The sequence below is a fragment of the Actinoplanes sp. NPDC026670 genome (assembly GCF_040638175.1).
Classification (GTDB): Bacteria; Actinomycetota; Actinomycetes; order Mycobacteriales; family Micromonosporaceae; genus Actinoplanes.
The window spans coordinates 1-19,496 of record NZ_JBEZXU010000069.1 but is presented as its reverse complement, the minus strand read 5'-3'; the positions used below and the strand labels follow the sequence as shown (position 1 = coordinate 19,496).

Here is a 19,496-nt window from a genome sequence, read left to right as displayed (position 1 = left end):
CATGGCTTCAGCGGCGGCCGTGAGGACGCCGACGTCGCGCAACGAGGCACTGGACCTCGGTGACGAGCTGAACGCTGAAGCAGGACATGCGGCGACTATAACCCGCCTGGCACTATCAAGCCCATGACCGGGTGGGGCGAGGACGACGCCGGAATCCTGCGGCTGCCGTCCGGGCGGCTGATCCGCGGACGCGGCCTGCGGAACGCGATGCCGACCGGGCATCCGCCGCACCTCGGGATCTACCTGCAGGGCGCGGCGCCGCCGGAGTTCGGGTGGGACAGCCGGTGGGTGCGATGGCCGGACTTCTGGCTGCCGCGCGATCCGGCGTACACCGCTGAGGTCCTGACGGAGGCCTTGCGCCGCGCGGAGGGTGAGCGGGTCGAGATCGCCTGCACCGGAGGTGTCGGCCGGACCGGCACCGCCATGGCCTGCCTGGCCGTCCTCGACGGCGTGCCGCCGGACGAGGCGGTGGCCTACGTCCGGCGGCACTACAACCGTCATGCGGTGGAGACGCCCTGGCAGAGACGGTTCGTCGAGCGCTTCACCTCGTCGGGGGGCGCCAGATCGTGAAGTCCTCGATGTGGAAGTGGCTGGCCACGGTGCGGAAGGCGAACCAGCCGCTGGGGTACGGGTCCGGGTCGGTGTAGTCGAAGACCAGCTGGTCGTCGCTGTAGTAGCGGATCTGCCGGCCGTTCACCTGGATGCGGACCCGGATCGGCACGTTCGCCTCGATCAGCGGGGACGTGTAGTCGTAGATCAGCGGGCGGTTGCCCGGCTCGCCCACGTACTTGCGGAACCTCGTCGTGGTGTTGAGGTTCGCGCCCTGGCCGACGTAGTAGGTCTTCAGGTAGTCGTACTGGGCGAAGGCGCCGTTGCGGGTGGTCGCGAAGATGTCGCCGGGTGAGCGCACGTCGCGGGCATTCCAGAACGTGTTCAGGTCGGTGACCTTGTCGTTCGGCCCGCCGTCGCGGACCGGGGTGGCGGTGAACTCGATCTCGTACGGCCCCTCGATCTCCTGCTCGAGCCAGACCGTCGCGCCGTTGGGCACGTCGATGTCCAGAATTCCGCCGGAGGCCGCGACGGTCCCGCCGCTCTGGAGTTCCGAGGTCCACTTGCCGGAATCGGTCACGAAGTTGTCCTCCGCGATGACCGACCACGTGCTCCGGCGGGCCGTGGTGATCGGCGGCTTGGCCGGTGGGCGGCTGCCGAACCCGAGGTAGAAGTCGGTCAGCGTCGACTGGAGGTAGCCGCGGACCGTCCAGCCCAGCCGGTAGCCGGGGTTGTGCGCCAGGGTGTAGAGCTTGACGTTCGTCGGGATGTTCGTGGTGAACAGCCGCAGCGTGGTGTGGTCGGCGGTCTCGGCGAAGTACTCCTCGCGCCAGTCGCCGAGGATGTCGCCGTAGAACGGGACCGCGTTACGCCACGACGGGACGACACCGGACGGTTCGAAGATCTTCGAGGTGGTCTGCTTCTTCGGGTTCCACTTCTCGACGTACGTGTTGTCGAGCAGCTCGGAGCCCTTGTCGCCGTCCCACCAGATGCGGAAGTTGACGCTCGGCGTGGTCTTGCTGATCTGAGTGCCGTCGACGCTCCACACACCCGCGCCCGGCAGGTCGGCGCTGGCGGTGGCGGCCCAGAACTCGTAGCCGTCGTGGGACGGGTCGATGTCGGCGGTGGTGCCGCGCGGGATGTCCCAGAGGGCGGCGTCCTGCGGGACGTCCGGGTGCGAACCGGTGATCAGGCGCTCGCCGGTCGCCGCGTCGTAGTAGTACCAGGGGAAGCCGGTGAAGATCCCGCCCTCGGTCTGCTGGATCGCGTAGCCCTCCAGGCCGGGCCGCTTCGGGTCGAGGTCTCCGATGTGGAACCGGTCGCCGTGCACCGATCCGGCCACCACGTAACGGAACGTGCCGTCACTGTTGACGACGTAGTTACCGTCCGCGATGTCGTCCTTACCGTCCTGGTCGACGTCGATGATCCGCAGCTGGTGGAAACTTGTGCCCTGGTCGATTCCCCGAACGAATTTCCACCGCTGAGTCAGGTTGCGGCCGTCGAAGTCCCAGGCCGCGAAGAGGACCCGGAAGTCGCCGCGCTTGGCGCCGATCCGGACCACCTGCTTGGTGATCAGGCTGGGGTGCACGCCGTCCAGGTAGGCGACGCCATACTGGCCACCGGACGGGCCGTCGGCCACGAAGTCGGCGGCGACCGGGACCCGCTCCCGCTCGACACCCGTCCGGCCGTCGATCACCGAGACGAACTGGTCCAGGGCGCCCGCCGACTTCACCACCGCGCCGTCACTGAACGTGACGCCGTTGGCGGTCTTCACGAGGACCTCGGCCCGGCCGTCACCGTCCAGGTCGTACACCGTGACGTTGTCGTCGTTGCGGTAGCCGGCCACCTCGCCGTATCCGCTGATCGCGGCGAGCGGGGGATCGTTGGCGGCGTTGCCGCCGGCCCTGGTGTACGAGTTGACGCCCAGGTCGACCCGCCACAGGTTGCGCCCGTCGAGGGTGTACGCCTCCAGGTAGTTCGGCTGGTCGAGGGCGTAGGACAGCCGGGAGACGACGATCTCGTAGCGGCCGTCGCCGTCGAGGTCGCCGGGCCACGCGTGGTGCACGTAGTAGTTCGGGGCGGGCAGCAGCGGGATGTCACCGGGTGTGATGGCCGGGCCGCTGGGGGCCTGCTCCCGGTTCTTGACGACGGCCCGGACGGTGTAGACGCCGGCGCCGGGGGTGGTGTCGGTGAAGTTCGTCGACTCGTCGATCGGCTTGCGGTTGAGCTTCGTCGCGCCCTTGTAGACGTTGAACTCGACGTTGTTGCCGTATTCGGTGCCGAGCAGGCGCCAGCTCAGGAAGGTGCCGCCGTTCTGGGCGGGCACGGCGACCAGGCCGCGGTCCAGTGACTCGACGATGCGCCTTCTATCGGAGCCGGCGTACGCCGGTGTCGCCAGGAGGCCGGCGGCCAGTGTGAGGCCGGCCGCGGCGGCGGTGATCGCTTTCATGCCGCGGAAGGTAGGGGACGACTATGTATCGACGTTTGCGGAAGTTTGAACCCCACCTTCCCGATGGGGATGGTTAGCTCAGGTGAGAGCTTTGCCGCGCTGCAAGATTGAGACGGTGGCCACGCTCCCATCGAGCGCGGCGTTCAGCAGATCGAGCTGTTCCAGCAGCTCGGGACTGACCGGCAGGCCCGCGACGATCTGCTGGACCTCCTCGTCGACCCGGTCGTGCAGGCGGCGGCCGCGAGCCGACAGGTGCACCCGGATGCGCCGCCGGTCCACGTCGTCGCCCCGGCGGTAGACGAGGTTCTCCTCGACCAGGTGGTCGATCAGCCGGGTGAGGCTGCCCGGCGGGAGGAAACTCAGCTCGGACAGCTCGGTCATGAAGTGGCCGTTGCCGTCGGCCAGCACGCGGAGCACCCGCCACGCGTCCATGGAGCAGCGTTCCGCGTCGAGGACGACGGCCAGGCGGCGTGACATCAGCCGCTCGGCCCGGGTGAGCAGGTAAATGAGGTCCGTGGATCCCCGCATCGTCGGGATGTTACCGAACTTCCATTTCGGGCCGGCGGTGCTGGAGCATGAGGCCATGTCGTCGTTCGACGTGGCATTCGTCGTGCCGTTGCAGGGGCCGGCCGGGATCTTCGGGCCGAGCGCCGAACTCTGCGCGGAGCTCGCCGCCGAGGAGGTCAACCGGGCCGGCGGCATCCTCGGGCGGGAGCTGCGCCTGCTGCCGGTCGACGGCGGCGCCGCGCCGCAGGCGGTGGCGGCCGAGGTGGCCGGGCTGGTCGACGCGGGCGCGGTGCAGGGGGTCACCGGCTGGCACATCTCCACGGTCCGGCAGGCGGTCGCGCCGCGGGTGGCCGGCCGGGTGCCGTACGTGTACACCGCGCTGTACGAGGGCGGCGAGCGGGCCGAGGGCGTCTACCTGACCAGTGAGACCCCGGACGTGCAGCTGTTCCCGGCGATGAGCCTGCTCGCCGGCGAGCGGTCGGCCCGCAACTGGCACATCGTGGGCAACGACTACGTGTGGCCGCGCCGGACCGCCCAGGCCGCCCGGCGGCACGCGATCGCGGACGGGATGACGGTGGCCGGGGAGAGCTACGTCCCGCTCGGCACGCACGATTTCACCGCGGTGCTCCGGCAGATCGAGCGGTCCGGGGCCGACGCGGTGCTGATGCTGCTGGTCGGCACGGACGCGGTGCGGTTCAACCGGGCGTTCGGCCGGTCCGGCCTGGCCGCCCGCTGCCTGCGCCTGAGCACGCTGATGGACGAGAACATGCTGCTGGCCAGCGGCGCCCCGGCCACCCACGACCTGTTCAGCACGGCCGGGTTCTTCGCCTCGATGATCACTCCGGAGAATCTGGACTTCCACGGGCGGTACGCCGCCCGGTTCGGTCCCGAGGCGCCACCGCTGGGCAGTCTCGGTGAATCCTGCTACGAGGGTGTGCTGCTGCTCGCGGCGCTGATCGGGCAGGCCGGGTCGTCGGACCTCCAGGCGATCGGGGCGAACGCCGAATCGGTGTCGTACGAGGGCCCGCGGGGACTGCTGCGGCTGCGCCAGCGGCACGTGAACCAGCGCATCTATCTGGCCGAAGCCAGGGGCGTGGAGTTCGACGTGCTCACTCAGCTGAGCTGAATCGACCCCTGGCGATGTCAGGAGTGTGCCATCGCCATCACACCTTCACCGAGGATGGCAGAACTCTGACACCGCTGCCGCCTGATCTTCCGCGCTCTTACAGGGGATTCTCGTAGGGGCCGATGCGGCGGCTACATAGTTGGAACAGTCAAGAAATGTCAGAGTAATGACTCCGAGTCAATCTGCTCTCACCTGCAGCAACCGACCGCACCTTGTCGGCGCGACCCCGGCTGCACGCCCCCATTGAGCAGGAACGGAGTTCTCATATATGTCCAGCACCAGCAAACGGCTGCGCACGCTCACGGCCATGAGCGCCATCGGGTCGGCCATGGCCCTCGTGCTCGCCGGCTGTGGCGCCCGAGCCGGCGACGAAGCGGCCGGCAGCGCAGCGTCCGCGGCGCCCAGCTGCGTCGACACCTCCGGCAGCACCGTCAAGCTCGGCTTCCTCAACTCGCTCACCGGCGGCATGGCGATCTCCGAGAAGACCGTCTCCAACGTGCTGCACATGGCGGCCGACGAGATCAACGCCGCCGGCGGCATCCTCGGCAAGAAGATCTCCTATGTCCAGGAGGACGGCGCCACCGACTGGCCCACCTTCGCGGAGAAGACCGAGAAGCTGCTCACCCAGGACTGCGTCGCCGCGATCTTCGGTGGCTGGACCTCGTCCTCCCGCAAGGCCGTCAAGCCGGTCGTCGAGAAGAACAACGGCCTCTTCTTCTACCCGGTGCAGTACGAGGGCCTCGAGTCGTCGCCGAACATCTACTACACCGGCGCGACCACCAACCAGCAGATCATCCCGGCGATGGACTTCCTCGCCTCCCAGGGGGTGAAGCGGCTGTTCCTGGCCGGCAGCGACTACGTCTTCCCGCGCACCGCGAACGCGATCATCAAGCTGTACGCGGCCAAGCTCGGCATCGAGATCGTCGGTGAGGAGTACGTGCCGCTGGACAAGGACGACTGGACCAGCCAGGTGGCGAAGATCGTGGCGGCCAAGCCCGACTTCATCTTCAACACCATCAACGGCTCGTCGAACGTCGGCTTCGTCAAGGCGTACTACGACGCCGGCCTCACCGCCGCGACGACGCCGATCATCTCGGTGTCGATCGCCGAGGAGGAGGCGCCGGCGATGGGCCACGAGGTCACCGGCCAGTACGCGTCCTGGAACTACTTCCAGTCGCTCAAGACCGACACCAACCCGAAGTTCATCGAGAGCTGGAAGGCCTACCCCAGCAGCAGCGGCGTCACCTCCGACCCGATGGAGGCGGCCTACATCTCGCTGTACCTGTACAAGGCCCTCGTCGAGGCGGCCGGCTCGTTCGACGTCGACGCGGTGAACGCCGCGGCGAAGAAGAACACCATCACGTTCGACGCGCCGGAGGGCAAGGTCACGCTCGACGGCGAGAACCACCACATCTCCAAGCCGGGTCACATCGGCAAGATCAACGCCAGCAACCAGTTCGACATCGTCTGGGCCTCCGACAAGTTCATCGAGCCCGACCCGTACCTCGAGGGTTACGACTGGTTCCCGGCTGACATCCGCAAGCAGCTGGTGGACGCAGCGGGCTGACCGCCCGGCGGGGTCGCGTGCCGCCCGCGGCGCGCGACCCCCATTCGGAGAACATCAACCCGCTACAGGGAGAGAGCACGTGGACGCACTGATCGCCCCACTGCTTAACGGCAGCGCACAGGGTGCGCTGCTCCTGCTCGCCGCGCTGGGCCTCTCGCTCACCTTCGGCCAGATGGGCGTGATCAACATGGCCCACGGCGAGTTCCTCATGCTCGGCGCCTTCGCCGCCTACCTCGTCCAGCAGGTCATCGCCGCCAGCGACCTGTCGATCCCGGTCGCGTTGCCGGTCGCGTTCGTCGTCGCGGGCCTGTTCGGCCTCCTGCTGGAAGTCACCATCATCCAGTGGATGTACCGCCGGCCCCTCGACACGCTGCTCGTCACGGTCGGGGTCAGCCTGATCCTGCAGCAGGCGGCACTCCAGATCTTCCCGTCCCAGGGCGTCCCGGTGGAGAAGCCCGGCTGGCTCGACGGGCAGCTGAACATCCTCGGTTACGAATGGCCGCTCCGGCAGGTGTTCACCATCCTGCTCGCGGCCGTCTGCGTCGCCGCGCTCGCGGCCTGGCTCAAGTACACCTCGTTCGGCCGCCGCATCCGGGCGACCGTGCACAACCGGGACCTCGCCGAGACGTCGGGCATCTCCACCCGCAGAATCGACCGCCTCACCTTCTTCGCCGGGTCCGGTCTGGCCGGGGTCGCCGGCGTGGCCGCGTCGCTCATCGGCGGCACCAACTCCCAGATGGGCGCGCAGTACATCATCCCGGCCTTCCTCGTCGTCGCCGCCGGTGGCATCGGGCAGCTCAAGGGCACCATCATCGCCGCGTGGGCGGTGGGCGTCGCCCTCTCGTACTTCGCCTACTGGACGACCGGCAGCCTGGCGCAGGTGCTCGCCTTCATCCTCGTGATCGTCTTCCTGCAGCTGCGCCCGCAGGGCCTCTTCACGGTCCGGACCAGGAGCCTGGCATGACAAAGAAGCCTTGGATCTCCCTCAGCGGCATCGGGGTGTTCGCCGTCCTGCTCCTCGCGGTCGCTCCCCTCGTGCTCACCGACCACTGGCTCAACAACCTCGGCAAGTACTGCTGCTGGGCCATCGCCGCCGTCGGCATCGGCCTGGCGTGGGGCCGCGGCGGGATGCTCGTGATGGGACAGGGGGTGTTCTTCGCCCTCGGCGCGTACTCGATGGCCATGCACCTCACGCTGGAGACCGCCGGAGACCGGGTCCCTGGGTTCATGGTGCTCTACGACCCGCTCGCGCCGCTTCCGGCGTTCTGGGAGCCGTTCCGCAGCGCGGGGTTCACCCTGCTGGCGATCGTGGTGCTCCCGGTGATCGCGGCCGGTGTCCTCGGCTACGCGCTGTTCAAACGCCGCGTGAAGGGCGCGTACTTCGCGATCCTGACGCAGGCGCTCGCCGTCGCGCTGGCCACCATGATCAGCTCCACGATCCGGGAGACCGGCGGCGACACCGGGCTCAGCGACTTCAAGTACTTCTTCGGCTTCGTGCTGAACGACCCGGCCAACAAGGTCATGGTGTTCCTCATCGCCGCCGGGCTGCTCATCGTGTGCCTGCTCGTGGTGTGGCAGCTCTACCGCAGCCGCTTCGGCGAGCTCCTCGTCGCCACCCGGGACGCCGAGGAGCGCGTACGCTTCCTCGGCTACGACCCGGCCAACGTCAAGCTGGTCGCGTTCGTCGTCTCCGCGCTGATGGCCAGCATCGGCGGAGCGATGTTCGTGCCCATCGTCGGCATCATCACTCCGGCCGAGATCGGCGCCGCCGCCTCGATCCTGATGATCGCGGGTGTCGCGTTCGGCGGCCGCGCCTCGCTCTTCGGCCCCGCGCTCGGCGCGATGGCGGTCGGATGGGGGCAGTCGAGCCTCGGCTCGACCTGGCCCGAGGGCTGGACCTACATCCTCGGCCTGTTGTTCGTCGTCGTGATCCTCTTCCTGCCGAACGGGCTGTCGTCGCTGCCGGCCAGGTTCCTCGCAGCGCGCCGGCGCCCGCCCGAACCGCCCGTCCCGGTGATCCCCGCCGCTGAGCTCGAAGAGGTGCGAGCATGACCGACGCTTCGCTCGTCGTGACCGACCTGCGCGTCGAGTTCTCGGGATTCGTCGCGGTCGGCGGCGTCTCCTTCGACGCGCACCCCGGCGAGGTCCGGTTCCTCATCGGACCGAACGGCGCCGGCAAGACCACCTGCATCGACGCCATCACCGGGCTGGTCAAGGGCACCGGGTCGGCGACGCTCGGCGAGAAGGAACTGCTCGGCAAACAGGTGCACAAGATCGTCCGCCTCGGGGTCGGCCGCACGTTCCAGACCGCGAGCGTCTTCGACGAGCTCACCGTGCTGCAGAACCTCGACATCGCCGCCGGGCGCCACCGTTCCCCGCTCTCGCTCCTGCGGACCCGCCGTGGCATCGACCCGTCGATCGAGCAGGCGCTGGAGGAGACCGGGCTCACCGGCGAACTCGGCACGCCGGCCGGCATCCTGTCGCACGGCCAGAAACAGTGGCTGGAGATCGCGATGCTGCTCGTGCAGGACGCGAAGGTGCTGCTGCTCGACGAGCCCGTCGCCGGCATGAGCCACGACGAGCGCACCGCGACCGGCGAGCTCCTGCAGCGCATCGCGGCGAAGCGGATCGTGCTGGTGGTCGAGCACGACATGGACTTCATGCGCCGGTACGCCACCCGCGTGACGGTTCTGCACCAGGGCAAGGTGCTCTCGCAGGGCACGGTGGCCGAGGTTCAGGCCGACCCCCGCGTGCAGGAGGTCTACCTCGGCACCGCAGACGCCATGACGGAGGCTTGACATGCTGGAACTCACCGACATCGAGGCCGGCTACGGGCGCACCCGGGTGCTGCACGGCGTGACGGTGCCGGCCGGCAAGGTGGTGGCCGTGCTCGGCCACAACGGCGCCGGCAAGACGACCCTGCTGCGCCTCGCGATCGGCCTCGTCAAGCCGTCGAAGGGCCGCGTGCGGTTCGACGGCGAGGACATCACCTCACTCGCCCCCAACCAGCGCGTCGCCCGCGGCATGGCGTACGTGCCACAGGGTCAGCAGTCGTTCGGCCAGCTCACGACGCTGGAGAACCTCCAGCTCGTCGCCGACGGACGCCGGCGCGGCAGGGCCCTCATCGACGCGCAGCTGGCTCGTTTCCCGGCGCTGGAGCAGTTCGCCACCCGGAAGGCGGGTCTGCTCTCCGGCGGGCAGCGCCAGCAGCTCGCGATCGCCCGCGCCCTGATCACCGAGCCGAAGCTGCTCATCCTCGACGAGCCGACCGAGGGCATCCAGCCCACGATCGTCGCCGAGATCGAGCAGACCATCATGCAGCTGGCCGGCGAGGGCATGAACGTGCTGCTGGTCGAACAGCACATCGGGTTCGCCCTGGAGGCCGCCGAACACTACGTCGTGCTCGCGTCGGGCCACGTCACACAGACCGGCGAGGGCGGCAAGGCAGCCACCTCCACCGTGCGGGCCGCCATGGCGATCTGAGCCAAGGCGGGCACAGCATGACTCACACCCGCAACGCCGTCGTAACACCGGACAGCAAAATTTGCCCTGTGTCGACGGACAACGCGCGGGCGGCCGCAGAGGACAGCCTGGAGGACTACGCCTTCCGCTATGTGCCGCGTACCTTCCGGCGCTGGAGCGCGGCCTCCGTCGGCGCGACCGCCCTCGGGTCCATCGCGTTCCTCGCCGACTTCTCGATCGGCGCGAGCATCGGCATCGACCACGGCACCGCCAACGCCGTGCTCGGCATCGTGTTCGCGTCGGTCATCATCCTCATCGTCGGCGTGCCCGTCGCCTACTACGCCGCCCGCTACAACCTCGACCTCGACCTGATCGCCCGCGGCTCGGGATTCGGCTACTACGGCTCGATCATCACGACGGTGATCTTCGCGGGCTTCACCTGCATCTTCTTCGCTCTGGAGGGCGCCATCATGGCGCAGGGGCTGCAGGTGGCGACGGGGATGCCGCTGTGGCTCGGCTATCTCATCTCGACCGTCGTGGTGATCCCGATCGTCATCTACGGCATGCGCGCGCTGGAGCGGCTCCAGTTCTGGACCACGCCGCTGTGGCTCGCCCTCGCCCTGCTGCCGCTGCTGTGGATCGTCGTCTCCGACCCCGAGGTGGTACGCGCCTTCACGTCGTTCACCGGCGACTCCAGCGGCACGGTCAGCTTCGGCGCGGTGGTGTCGAGCGCGGCCGTGTGTTTCGCCCTCACCCCGCAGCTGGCGGAGCAGATCGACTACCTCCGCGCCATGCCGCCGCGCACGCCGTCGAACACCCGCTCGTGGTGGACGTCGTTCGCGTTCGCCGGACCCGGATGGGTCGTCTTCAGCGGCACGAAACAGGTGATCGGGGTGTTTCTCGCCGTCTATCTCCTGGTACGGGTCGAGCCCACGCTCGGGCATCAGGCGACCGAGCCGGTCAAGCAGTTCGTCGAGATGTACCAGACCCTCGTCCCGGACTGGCTCGCGATCGTTCTCGCCCTGGTGCTCATCGTGGTCGCGCAGGTGAAGATCAACGTGACGAACGCGTACTCGGGCTCGCTCGCGTGGTCGAACGTCTTCACCCGGATGGCGAAGCACTACCCGGGCCGTACGATCTTCGTGCTGTTCAACCTGGTGATCGCGTACGTGCTCATGATGCTGGACGTCTTCACCCTCATCTCCTTCGTGCTGAGCCTCTACGCGAACGTCGTCATGGCATGGCTCGTGACGATCGCCACCGACATCGCGATCAACAAGTGGCTGCTGCGCATCTCGCCGCGTTTCCCCGAGTTCCGCCGCGGCATGCTGCACGACTGGAACCCGGTCGGGCTCGTGTCGGTGGGGCTCGCCTCGGTGCTGTCGCTGCTCGCGTTCGCCGGGCTGCTCGGCGCCGCCGTCAAGCCGTTCTCGGTGCTCATCGCGATCGGCGTCGCGGTCGTGGTCACGCCGGCCGTGGCCCTCGCCACGCGGGGGCGCTACTACCTGCGCCGCCGTTCCGACGGCATCGACTCCCCCCGGTTCGACGAACACGGCAACCCCTCAGGCGAACGGCTGCGCTGCCATGTCACCGGCTACACGTTCGAGCGGCCGGATATGCTGGCCTCGGCCGAGAGAGGACCGCACGGCGAAGTGCAGTACGTCTCGTCGCTGGCGCTCACGCTCGACGATTCCGACCACTACGTGCTCCCGCCGGAAGTCACCGGGCCCCCGCACCGAGCGGCCGCCCGAAAGAGGGAGACGTGATGGAGGAGCCGGTCGACACCGCGACCGCAATTCTCGCGAGCGCCGCGGTGCTGCTTCGCGAGCGCACGTTCGACGACATCTCCTATCGTGCCCTCGCCGACGAGGTCGGCATCTCCGAGCGCACGATCTACCGTCAGTACCCGACACGTGCGCACCTGCTCGCCGCGCTGTCGAACTGGATCGAGCAGACCTGCTTCCCGCTGCCGCCGTTCGTGACCGTTTCTGATTTCTGCGCCGCCGTGCACGAGCGATTCCGCGCCTTCGACGCGCAGCCGGCGTACGCATATGTCGGCGCCCGGGCGTCCGCGATCTCACCGACACTCGACATCGAGCCGGCCTACATCACGCGGGCGATCGAGGCGATGCTCGACGTGGCGGCGCCGACGCTCAACCGGCGGGACCGGCGGCGGGTCGCGGCGTCCCTGCGCTACTTCTCGTCGGCGATGTTCTGGGCGCGGCTGCGCACCGGCTTCGACCTGGACGCCGGCGAGATCTGCGACGCGTTCGACCACGCGGTGGGCACCGTGCTGGCGCGACTCCCCGAAACGATGTGGGCGAAACCGGACGCCACATGGGCGGATCCGCTCTCAAAACAGCCGGACGCGACGTGGGCGGAGCCGTGACCGGGGAGTCGGCAGGACCGGCACTGAGCGGCACCCAGGAGGCGATTCTCGCCGCCTACACCGAACTGATCGAGGAGCTCGGCAGCGACGACGTGTCGTACCGGGTCATCGCGCGCCGGGCCGGCATCGCCGAGCGCACGGTGTTCCGCAACTATCCGACCCGCGTCGACCTGCTGCTGGCGACCGCGGCCTGGATCGAGGCGACGCTGTTCGCCCGCGAGGAGTCGCACTCGATCTTCGACCTCCCCCTCGCGATCCGAGAGGCGATGGAGCGGTACGACGCACGGCCGGAACTCGCGCACGTCGTCGCCGAGACGGCGATGCGCGGGGTGAGCGGCGCGGCCCCGTCGCCCGGCCGGGCGCAGCTCGAACGGCTGCTCGATGCCGAGGTGCCGTCCCTGGACGCGGCGCAGCGCCGGGCGGTCATCGCGGCCCTGTCGCACCTCGACTCGGTCGGGGCCTGGGTGACGTTCCGCCGCGAGTTCGGCATGGACGGGCGTGACATCGCCGACGCCGCGGCGTGGGCGGCCGAGGCGGTGCTCGACCGCCTCCGCGACCGCACCACCCCGGCCTGACGCCGGAGCAAAAGGCCGGCCCCGCCCCGTCACACCTGGTTGGACGGATCCTCGGCGAGCAGCTTGTCGACCTTGCCGTCGATCTCGGCGAGGGCCGCCTCGGCACGGGCGTGCTCCCCCGGCACATGGGCCAGGATCGAGCCGGCCTCGGCCACGTAGGGCGCGGTGCCCGGCTCGAAGTTGATGTTCCACTTCGTCTTCCACACCCGCTCGGCGGCGCTGGTCGCGGCCTTGTCGATCTGGGCGGCCAGCCACTTCTTGTCGGCTTCGGTGAGTGCCACGGGAATGTCCTCCAGATGCCAGGAAGCGGTCGAGGCTTCGAGCTTCGTCTCGTACGAGGCGGAGAAGTGCGCGTGCTCGGTGTGCGGGCTGTCCCCGGTGTACGAGCGCTGCTTCCAGCCGTTCGACGCCTCCCAGATGCGCCGGTTGTAGATCACGTAGCGCAGTCGTTTCTCGGTGCCGCTGCGGCAGCGGGCGAGCACGTGCTGCACCACCATCTCCATGGTCAGGTTGGGTTCGCGCAGGTCGGTGTCGAGGTCGATGGCGTGGACCTCGTGTTTGGAGTCGGCGTCCCGGATCGGGACCCGGCCGACCTCGTCGTCGTTGTGGTCGGAGACCCGGTTCTGGTGCGCCGAGTCGCCGATGGTGCCGTCGCTGGACTTGTCCCTGTTCGGCGCGAGCCGGTTCAGCTCGGTGCGCAGTTGGCCCAGGCACGGCACGAGAAGCCAGGTGGCCATCGAGCTCCTCTCAGCGTCCGTCAACCCCGTCTGTCGCTTGTATATCTCCCGGAGGTACGCGCGGAAATCACCCGAAGCCGCGATTATGAGTGCCAAATTGGTCTTTTGTGACGCCGATCACCATGTGAAACGACCGGGATAGACCACATCGGCCAGTTCCTTCTGACCCTCGGCGTTCGGGTGGAAGTAGTCGAACTGGTTGAGCTGATCGATGGCGAATCGGACCCGGTGGGCAGCTCCGCCATCCCAGCGGCAGCGGTCCCCGTACTCCCGGCAGGCTTGTCGCAGTTGGGTGTTGTAATCGTCGATCCGGTCCCGGACGCTCTCCCGCCGCTCCTGATCGGCATCGGCGGTGGAGGTCGGGTCGGCCAGCATCGACGGGCAGATGCCGCCCCGGCTCCAGATCTCGGTGGCCTTCGGGTTCTCCCGGCCCACCTCCCAGAGGCGGTAGAGGTCGGGGATGCTGACCACCAGCACCCGCGCCTTCGGCAGGCCCTTGCGCAGCCGGGCCAGCCCGCGGTCGACCTGCGCACGGAAGGTGTCGACGGGTGTCATGTCCTGCACCCGGCCGGCGCATGCGTCGTTGGCCCCGATCAGCACCGTCACATACTGCGGTTTCAGCTGGACCGCCCGCTTGGCCTGGTCGTCCAGCGCGTCGGCCTCGGCGCCGGGGTTGGCCAGGTTCTCGGCGTTGCCCTGGATGCTGTCGTTCTTGTCCAGGATCCGCTGGTAGTGGCTGTTGATCGCCTCGTTCGTCCCGGTCGACCAGGAGTTGCGGGTGCAGGCCACGTAGGCGAGACAGGCGCCGAGCCCGGCGGTGATCGAGTCGCCGAGCGCCACCATCGAGGCCGGGTAACCGGCCGCCGACCTGGTGGGCTCCGGCTTCCCGGAGGCGCCCGGGGTGGCCCGGCCCGCCCCGTCACAGGCCAGTGCGAAAACGGCGAGCAGGGCCAGAGCGGCGACGTGCCATCGTCGAATCACCGTTCCAGCTTGCCTCACCCGTCACGCCGGCCCCAATCAGCTCACCTCGGAGATCGGGCGCAGATAGGACGGATCGCTCAGCACCCGGTCGACCTCGCCCATCAGCGCCTCGGCCCGGGTCGCGACCGTCGCCTGCCGGGCCAGGATCTCGTCGACGTTGAACCGGTCCACGGCCAGGCCCGGCACGTACAGCCAGCCCTTGGGCAGCGCCTTTCCGCTCTTGGCGTGTTCGGCCTGGAGCCGGCCGGCGACGGCGCCCTTCACGTAGTGCTCCGGCGACACCAGGATCAGGTCGCCGGTCTTGACCGCGGCCAGCGACTTGGGGTCGATGTCGAACGCGGCGGCCACCCAGGAGGCGACCTCCCGGCGGCGGATCTCGGCGAGGTTCCAGCCGTCGGCGTCGCTGGTCCCGATGAAGGCGAGGGCCGACGGGTTGACCTTGACGAGCGTCTCCCAGGCCTCCATGTTCGCCTCCACCTCCTGTTTCGTGTCGAAGGGGCCGAACACGCTGACGGCCGGCAGGCGCTCCTTGAACTCGTCGCGGATGCCCATGGCCCGGCGGTCGAGCACCGAGACACCCGGTGACGAGGTGCCCAGGACGACCTTGCCGGTGGCGTTCGACGGCAGCTGGGTGATCACCTTCCGGGCCAGCAGCCGGCCCAGCTCGTAGCTGTCGTTGCCGACGAACAGCTGCACCCCGGCCGACGGCAGGGCCGGGCTGTCCACCGCGATGACCGGGATGCCGTCGGTGATCGCGGTCGCCAGGGGCTCGGCGAACAGGTCCGGGTTCAGGGTGAAGACCGAGATGCCGTCCGGGGCGGTCTTGCGCATCTCCTGGAAGAGGGCGAGCTGCCGCGGGCCGTCGATGATGTTGGGCCCGTCCACCTGGAGGCTGACGCCTTTGACCTGGTTCACCCCGGCGATGAAGCCGAGCGACATCTCCTGCGAGTAGTTGAGCTGCTTGTTCGCCACCACGAACCCGACCGTGGGCGTGCGGTCCCCGTCGTTGTCCTGTTTCGTGCACGACGCCGAGCCGAGGAGGAGCAGCACCAGCGCACAGCGAAAGATCCGATATTTCATAGCTCTTCCATGTTCGACCCTCGGCCAAGTCAGTATGAGGGATCTCCTTTAACCGGGCGTCGGTTCAGCCGATCGATAGCACCGCGAGCGGAACCCTCAAGCGGTCCGCCTCGGGATGTTCTGTGGAGGTATCGGGGTGCTCGGGAAGGTTGTCCGTAGCAAGGCCGTGGCGCGTGCCGCCGTCATCGGTCTCGCGGTCGGTGTCTTCGCGCTGGCCGCTCTGGCCGCGATCAGCATCACCACCAACGCCAGGACCACCAGCCACGTACGGCACGTCTCACAGATCAGCGATCACTGGGCCGAGCTGGATGTCAACATCAGCGTCGAGACCGAGGCGCTGAACAGTTACGTGGTGGCCAAGAAATTCGGCCGGGACCTCCTGGACAGCGCCCTGCACTCGGCCAGCCCCGGGCTGGCCTGGCAGGCTCGCAACGGTGATGAGCTGGACGCCCAGAACGCGCAACTGGCCACCGACGCGTATGGCGCGTTCACCCAGACGCTCATCGACGTGCGCCGGTCGACCAGTGATCCCGAGTACACCCAGATGCTCGCCGACCAGGCCGCCCTCGGCTCGTCGATGCTGCGCAAGATGGCCAACGCGAACGTCACCAGGCACCGGCTGGCGATGGACGCCTACCTGGCCGACGCCGACGAGTTCAACCAGAAACTGAGCCTCGCCGCGACCGTCGTCTGCGGCACCGACTTCCTGCTGCTCGTGCTCTGCGCGTCGATCCTGCTCACCCACCAGCGCCGGATCGAGGGCCAGGCGGTGGAGAGCCGCTACCGGGCGCTGCACGACGAGCTGACCGGGCTGGCCAACCGGGCGCTGCTGGCCGACTCGATCGACGCCGCGCTGTGGGAGGCCGAGCAGCAACACGAATCGGTCGGCCTGCTGCTGCTCGACCTCAACAAGTTCAAGGAGGTGAACGACACCCTCGGCCACCACGCCGGCGACCTGCTGCTCAAGGAGGTGGCCGACCGGCTGACCGCCGCGGTGCGCACCTCGGACACGGTGGCCCGGCTCGGTGGCGACGAGTTCGCCGTCCTGATGCCGGAGATCAACTCGCCGGAGCACTGCTCGGAGATAGCGCGCCGGCTGCTGGAGTCGCTGGAGGGCCCGGCCGACCTGGAAGGCGTGACCGTCGACATCAGCGGCAGCATCGGCGCCGCCGTCTACCCGCTGCACAGCTCGTCCGGCGCCGAACTGCTCCAGCACGCCGACATCGCCATGTACACGGCCAAGCGCAACCGGCTCGGGATCGCCGTCTACGACCCGTCCGCCGACAACCACAACTCGCAGCAGCTCAGCCTGATCGGTGAGCTGCGCCGGGCCATCGACGAGGACGAGCTGGTGCTGCACTACCAGCCGAAGGTGTCGACCAAGACCTGGCGGGTGGTCGGGGTGGAGGCGCTGATCCGCTGGGAGCACCCGGTCCGCGGGCTGCTCCAGCCGGGCGAGTTCATCCCGCAGGCCGAGGAGAACGAGATCATCGTGCCGCTCACCGACCGGGTGCTGACCATGGCCCTCAACCAGCACCGGATCTGGCGGGCCCAGAACACCCCGCTGCCGGTCGCGGTCAACGTGCCGACCGTCTGCCTGCTGGACGACACATTCCCGGACCGGGTCGCGAAGGCTCTCGCGGCCTCCGGCGTCAACCCCGGCGCGCTCACCCTGGAGATCACCGAGACGTCGATCATCAGCGATCCGGTACGCGCCTCGAAGATCCTGACCGACCTGCGCGCGATGGGCGTCCGGCTGTCGGTGGACGACTTCGGCACCGGCTACTCGTCGATGTCGTACCTGCAGAGCATGCCGCTGAACGAGCTGAAGATCGACCGCAGCTTCATCAAGACGCTGTCCGACTCGCACGGCGGCACCGCGATCGTCCGCGCCGTGCTCGAACTGGCCCGGGCCCTCGACCTGGAGGTGGTGGCCGAGGGTGTCGAGGACGAGGAGACCCTGATCCTGCTCGGCAACATGGGCTGCACCAACGCGCAGGGCTACTACATCAGCCGCCCGGTCCGCGCGGCCGACCTGATGAAGTGGCTGGGCCGGCCCGCGCTGGAACACGTCTGACCACAGGCACCACAGAACCGCCCCCGGTGATCCGTACCCGGGGGCGGTTCTGCTTTTCTCGAAGTTTCCTGGAAATCGTCTACAACCGATCCGTGCGTGCCCCCGTCGGACAGGATGAGACAGCGACAGGGAGCGGAACCCATGCCGGAACGATCCGACCGTGACTACCTGGCATACGTGCACGCGCGCGTGGCAGGTCTGCGGCGTACCGCCTTTCTGCTCTGCGGCGACTCCCATCAGGCCGACGACTTCGTCCAGGAGACCCTGACGAAGCTGTACGCCAGGTGGCCGCGGATCGGGCGGGTGGAGAACGTGGACGCGTACGTGCACACCATGCTGGTCCGGGTCTTCCTCGACGACCGGCGGCGGGGCTGGTGGAAGGTCCGGTTGCTGACCGGCCCGCCGGAGCCGCCGCCGTCCGACCTGAACCCGGAGGACGGGCCGGCGGTCCGGACCGCGCTGGCGAAACTGCCACCGCGGCAGCAGGCGGTGCTGGTGCTCCGCTACCTGTGCGACAAGCCGGTCCGTGAGGTGGCCGAGCTGCTCCGGTGCTCGGAGGGCACGGTGAAGAGCCAGACCGCGCACGGGATCACCCGGCTGCGTGCCCTTCTCGGCGTCGCCGACCTCGAACCAGCTGTCTCGCCGGATCGACGGTGAACGACGATGAAAGATGAGGACGAGATGACCGACGAACGCGCGGTCCGGCTGCTGCTCCCACTCCGGGAGGAGCCGGACGGCCCGGCGCGGATCGACGTGCCCCGGACCATGGTGGAGGGGCGCCGCCGCCGGGTGCTGCGCCGCTGGTCCGGAGGCGCCGCGCTGATCGCGCTGACATCGGTGGCCGCGGGTGGCGGCACCCTGGCGGTCGCGGCGCTGCGCGACGGCAGCCCGGTCCCGGTGCCGACGGTCACTGCCACGGCGACCCCGAGTGCGGTGGCGGCCGCGCCGGCCCAGCCGACCGGCTGCACGGTCACCCGGCTGCCCACCGACGGTGTGCGCAAGGCGGTGGTCACGGCCGGCGACCCGACCGGGCGCTACCTGGCCGGGCGGACCTACCAGCCGTCGCCCGGCCCGATCCTCTGGAAGGACGGGAAGATCCTGGACCGGCCCCGGCTGACCGGCGACGACCCCAGCTTCGACGACATCAACAGCTCGGGCGTCGCGGTCGGGTCGGCGTTCCTCGGCGACCTGCAACAGCAGGGGTACGCCTACCGCGACGGCCGGGTGACCGAACTCGACGGGAAGCACACCGTGCCGATGGCGATCAACGACGCCGGTGTCATCGTCGGGACGATCGGCGAGGTGCTCAAGGAGGTGCCGGTCCGGTGGGACTCGGCCGACGCGAAGGCCGAGCCGCTGCCGATGCCGGCCGGCATGACCACCGGCAGCGCCGACGCCATCGCCGAGGACGGCACCGTGGTCGGCAGTGTCGCCACCGACAGCCGCGCCACCGCGAGCGGCTATCTGTGGCTGCCCGACGGCACCGGCCGCAAGATGGCCCGGCCCGAGGTCGACGGGGTGGAGGCCGACTACTTCTGGCCGGAGTCGATCACCAACGGATGGGTGGCCGGGCGGGCCGTCGACGACAGCCCGGACGGCAGCACCCGGTCGTTCGCCTCGATGCGGTACCGCATCGCCGACGGCACCTACCACCCGCTGCCGCAGAGCGTCTTCCCGGCCCTGATCGCCGGCAACGGCTGGGTCGCCGGTGAGGCCGGGCCGCCGGTCATCCTGGCCGGTTCGAAGGTGGTCGAGCTGCCGCGGTACCGGACGCTGAAGGAGTACCAGATCTCCTACTACAGCGCGGACGGCCGCCGGGTCGCCGGGCACAGCACCGACTCGGAGGGCGACCAGGTCGGCAACGAGCCGCTGCTCTGGACCTGCCGGTAACGCACGGGCGGGGGGGGGCGGGGGGGGGGCCCCCCCCCCGGGCGGGCGCCCGGCGGAGGGTGGAGGGCCCGCGGGGGGCACAGGAAGGGGCGCTGGCGGAGGGCGGG

General features: G+C 69.1%; 18 protein-coding genes. 13 read left to right on the top strand and 5 right to left on the bottom strand.

What is annotated here, in order from left to right; all coding sequences use genetic code 11:
• The first annotated feature begins 123 nt into the window (after positions 1-123).
• Positions 124-570 (top strand): protein-tyrosine phosphatase family protein, encoded by a 447-nt coding sequence (locus AB0E94_RS42560; protein WP_360338757.1) that lies wholly within the window; start codon positions 124-126, stop codon positions 568-570.
• Here AB0E94_RS42560 and AB0E94_RS42555 read toward each other — a convergent pair.
• Both AB0E94_RS42555 and AB0E94_RS42550 read right to left on the bottom strand, forming a co-directional pair.
• A complete protein-coding gene (locus tag AB0E94_RS42555) occupies positions 542-2,998 on the bottom strand; it encodes a DUF6250 domain-containing protein (RefSeq protein ID WP_360338754.1) in 2,457 nt (818 codons plus the stop codon). The two genes, AB0E94_RS42560 and AB0E94_RS42555, sit on opposite strands and share 29 nt — an antisense overlap.
• Before the next feature lie 78 nt (positions 2,999-3,076).
• On the bottom strand, positions 3,077-3,526 hold the full coding sequence (locus AB0E94_RS42550) for a MarR family transcriptional regulator (protein WP_360338751.1): 450 nt from the start codon (positions 3,524-3,526) through the stop codon (positions 3,077-3,079).
• A gap of 55 nt (positions 3,527-3,581) precedes the next feature.
• Here AB0E94_RS42550 and AB0E94_RS42545 point away from each other — a divergent pair, with 55 nt between their 5' ends.
• From AB0E94_RS42545 to AB0E94_RS42505, 9 genes are all read left to right on the top strand, one after another.
• A complete protein-coding gene (locus AB0E94_RS42545; protein ID WP_360338748.1) occupies positions 3,582-4,631 on the top strand; it encodes a substrate-binding domain-containing protein in 1,050 nt (349 codons plus the stop codon).
• Between the two features lie 268 nt (positions 4,632-4,899).
• On the top strand, positions 4,900-6,198 hold the full coding sequence (urtA, locus tag AB0E94_RS42540; RefSeq protein WP_360338745.1) for an urea ABC transporter substrate-binding protein: 1,299 nt from the start codon (positions 4,900-4,902) through the stop codon (positions 6,196-6,198).
• Between the two features lie 79 nt (positions 6,199-6,277).
• Positions 6,278-7,162, top strand: a complete 885-nt coding sequence (gene urtB / locus AB0E94_RS42535) for an urea ABC transporter permease subunit UrtB (protein WP_360338742.1) — start codon at positions 6,278-6,280, stop codon at positions 7,160-7,162.
• On the top strand, positions 7,159-8,250 hold the full coding sequence (gene urtC / locus AB0E94_RS42530) for an urea ABC transporter permease subunit UrtC (protein WP_360338739.1): 1,092 nt from the start codon (positions 7,159-7,161) through the stop codon (positions 8,248-8,250). Before urtB ends, urtC begins: the two co-directional genes overlap by 4 nt.
• Entirely contained in the window at positions 8,247-8,996 is a 750-nt protein-coding gene (urtD, locus tag AB0E94_RS42525) for an urea ABC transporter ATP-binding protein UrtD (protein WP_360338736.1), read from the top strand. Before urtC ends, urtD begins: the two co-directional genes overlap by 4 nt.
• A gap of 1 nt (position 8,997) precedes the next feature.
• A complete protein-coding gene (locus AB0E94_RS42520) occupies positions 8,998-9,681 on the top strand; it encodes an ATP-binding cassette domain-containing protein (RefSeq protein ID WP_360338733.1) in 684 nt (227 codons plus the stop codon).
• 68 nt (positions 9,682-9,749) lie between these two features.
• Entirely contained in the window at positions 9,750-11,426 is a 1,677-nt protein-coding gene (locus AB0E94_RS42515; RefSeq protein ID WP_360338731.1) for a hypothetical protein, read from the top strand.
• Positions 11,426-12,049 (top strand): TetR/AcrR family transcriptional regulator, encoded by a 624-nt coding sequence (locus tag AB0E94_RS42510; RefSeq protein WP_360338728.1) that lies wholly within the window; start codon positions 11,426-11,428, stop codon positions 12,047-12,049. Before AB0E94_RS42515 ends, AB0E94_RS42510 begins: the two co-directional genes overlap by 1 nt.
• The gene (locus AB0E94_RS42505; protein WP_360338725.1) at positions 12,034-12,624 is read left to right on the top strand and encodes a TetR/AcrR family transcriptional regulator; all 591 of its coding nucleotides are present in this window, start codon (positions 12,034-12,036) and stop codon (positions 12,622-12,624) included. Before AB0E94_RS42510 ends, AB0E94_RS42505 begins: the two co-directional genes overlap by 16 nt.
• A gap of 29 nt (positions 12,625-12,653) precedes the next feature.
• Here AB0E94_RS42505 and AB0E94_RS42500 read toward each other — a convergent pair whose 3' ends face one another.
• From AB0E94_RS42500 to AB0E94_RS42490, 3 genes are all read right to left on the bottom strand, one after another.
• Positions 12,654-13,361, bottom strand: coding sequence for a hypothetical protein (locus AB0E94_RS42500; RefSeq protein WP_360338718.1), 708 nt, complete (start codon positions 13,359-13,361; stop codon positions 12,654-12,656).
• A gap of 117 nt (positions 13,362-13,478) precedes the next feature.
• Positions 13,479-14,342, bottom strand: a complete 864-nt coding sequence (locus AB0E94_RS42495; protein ID WP_360338715.1) for an SGNH/GDSL hydrolase family protein — start codon at positions 14,340-14,342, stop codon at positions 13,479-13,481.
• Positions 14,343-14,378: 36 nt separating this feature from the next.
• Complete coding sequence (locus AB0E94_RS42490) at positions 14,379-15,422, bottom strand: sugar ABC transporter substrate-binding protein (RefSeq protein ID WP_360338712.1); 1,044 nt, start codon at positions 15,420-15,422, stop codon at positions 14,379-14,381.
• Positions 15,423-15,558: 136 nt separating this feature from the next.
• Between AB0E94_RS42490 and AB0E94_RS42485 the strand changes: the two genes are divergently transcribed.
• The 3 genes from AB0E94_RS42485 to AB0E94_RS42475 all read left to right on the top strand — a co-directional run bounded on the left by AB0E94_RS42485 (position 15,559) and on the right by AB0E94_RS42475 (position 19,389).
• Positions 15,559-17,499, top strand: a complete 1,941-nt coding sequence (locus tag AB0E94_RS42485; RefSeq protein WP_360338709.1) for an EAL domain-containing protein — start codon at positions 15,559-15,561, stop codon at positions 17,497-17,499.
• A gap of 141 nt (positions 17,500-17,640) precedes the next feature.
• Entirely contained in the window at positions 17,641-18,156 is a 516-nt protein-coding gene (locus tag AB0E94_RS42480) for a SigE family RNA polymerase sigma factor (protein WP_360338706.1), read from the top strand.
• A 6-nt stretch (positions 18,157-18,162) separates the two neighbouring features.
• Positions 18,163-19,389: a hypothetical protein gene (locus AB0E94_RS42475; RefSeq protein WP_360338703.1), complete on the top strand. Its 1,227-nt coding sequence runs from the start codon at positions 18,163-18,165 to the stop codon at positions 19,387-19,389.
• Positions 19,390-19,496: the final 107 nt, after the last annotated feature.

Bases quoted from the DNA above. Each gene is read 5' to 3' on its own strand.
- urtA (WP_360338745.1), top strand. From the start codon at position 4,900: ATGTCCAGCACCAGCAAACGGCTGCGCACGCTCACGGCCATGAGCGCC.
- AB0E94_RS42480 (WP_360338706.1), top strand. From the start codon at position 17,641: ATGCCGGAACGATCCGACCGTGACTACCTGGCATACGTGCACGCGCGC.
- AB0E94_RS42510 (WP_360338728.1), top strand. From the start codon at position 11,426: ATGGAGGAGCCGGTCGACACCGCGACCGCAATTCTCGCGAGCGCCGCG.
- AB0E94_RS42560 (WP_360338757.1), top strand. From the start codon at position 124: ATGACCGGGTGGGGCGAGGACGACGCCGGAATCCTGCGGCTGCCGTCC.
- AB0E94_RS42550 (WP_360338751.1), bottom strand. From the start codon at position 3,526: ATGCGGGGATCCACGGACCTCATTTACCTGCTCACCCGGGCCGAGCGG.
- urtC (WP_360338739.1), top strand. From the start codon at position 7,159: ATGACAAAGAAGCCTTGGATCTCCCTCAGCGGCATCGGGGTGTTCGCC.
- AB0E94_RS42555 (WP_360338754.1), bottom strand. From the start codon at position 2,998: ATGAAAGCGATCACCGCCGCCGCGGCCGGCCTCACACTGGCCGCCGGC.
- AB0E94_RS42545 (WP_360338748.1), top strand. From the start codon at position 3,582: ATGTCGTCGTTCGACGTGGCATTCGTCGTGCCGTTGCAGGGGCCGGCC.
- AB0E94_RS42475 (WP_360338703.1), top strand. From the start codon at position 18,163: ATGAAAGATGAGGACGAGATGACCGACGAACGCGCGGTCCGGCTGCTG.
- AB0E94_RS42490 (WP_360338712.1), bottom strand. From the start codon at position 15,422: ATGAAATATCGGATCTTTCGCTGTGCGCTGGTGCTGCTCCTCCTCGGC.
- AB0E94_RS42520 (WP_360338733.1), top strand. From the start codon at position 8,998: ATGCTGGAACTCACCGACATCGAGGCCGGCTACGGGCGCACCCGGGTG.
- urtD (WP_360338736.1), top strand. From the start codon at position 8,247: ATGACCGACGCTTCGCTCGTCGTGACCGACCTGCGCGTCGAGTTCTCG.
- AB0E94_RS42500 (WP_360338718.1), bottom strand. From the start codon at position 13,361: ATGGCCACCTGGCTTCTCGTGCCGTGCCTGGGCCAACTGCGCACCGAG.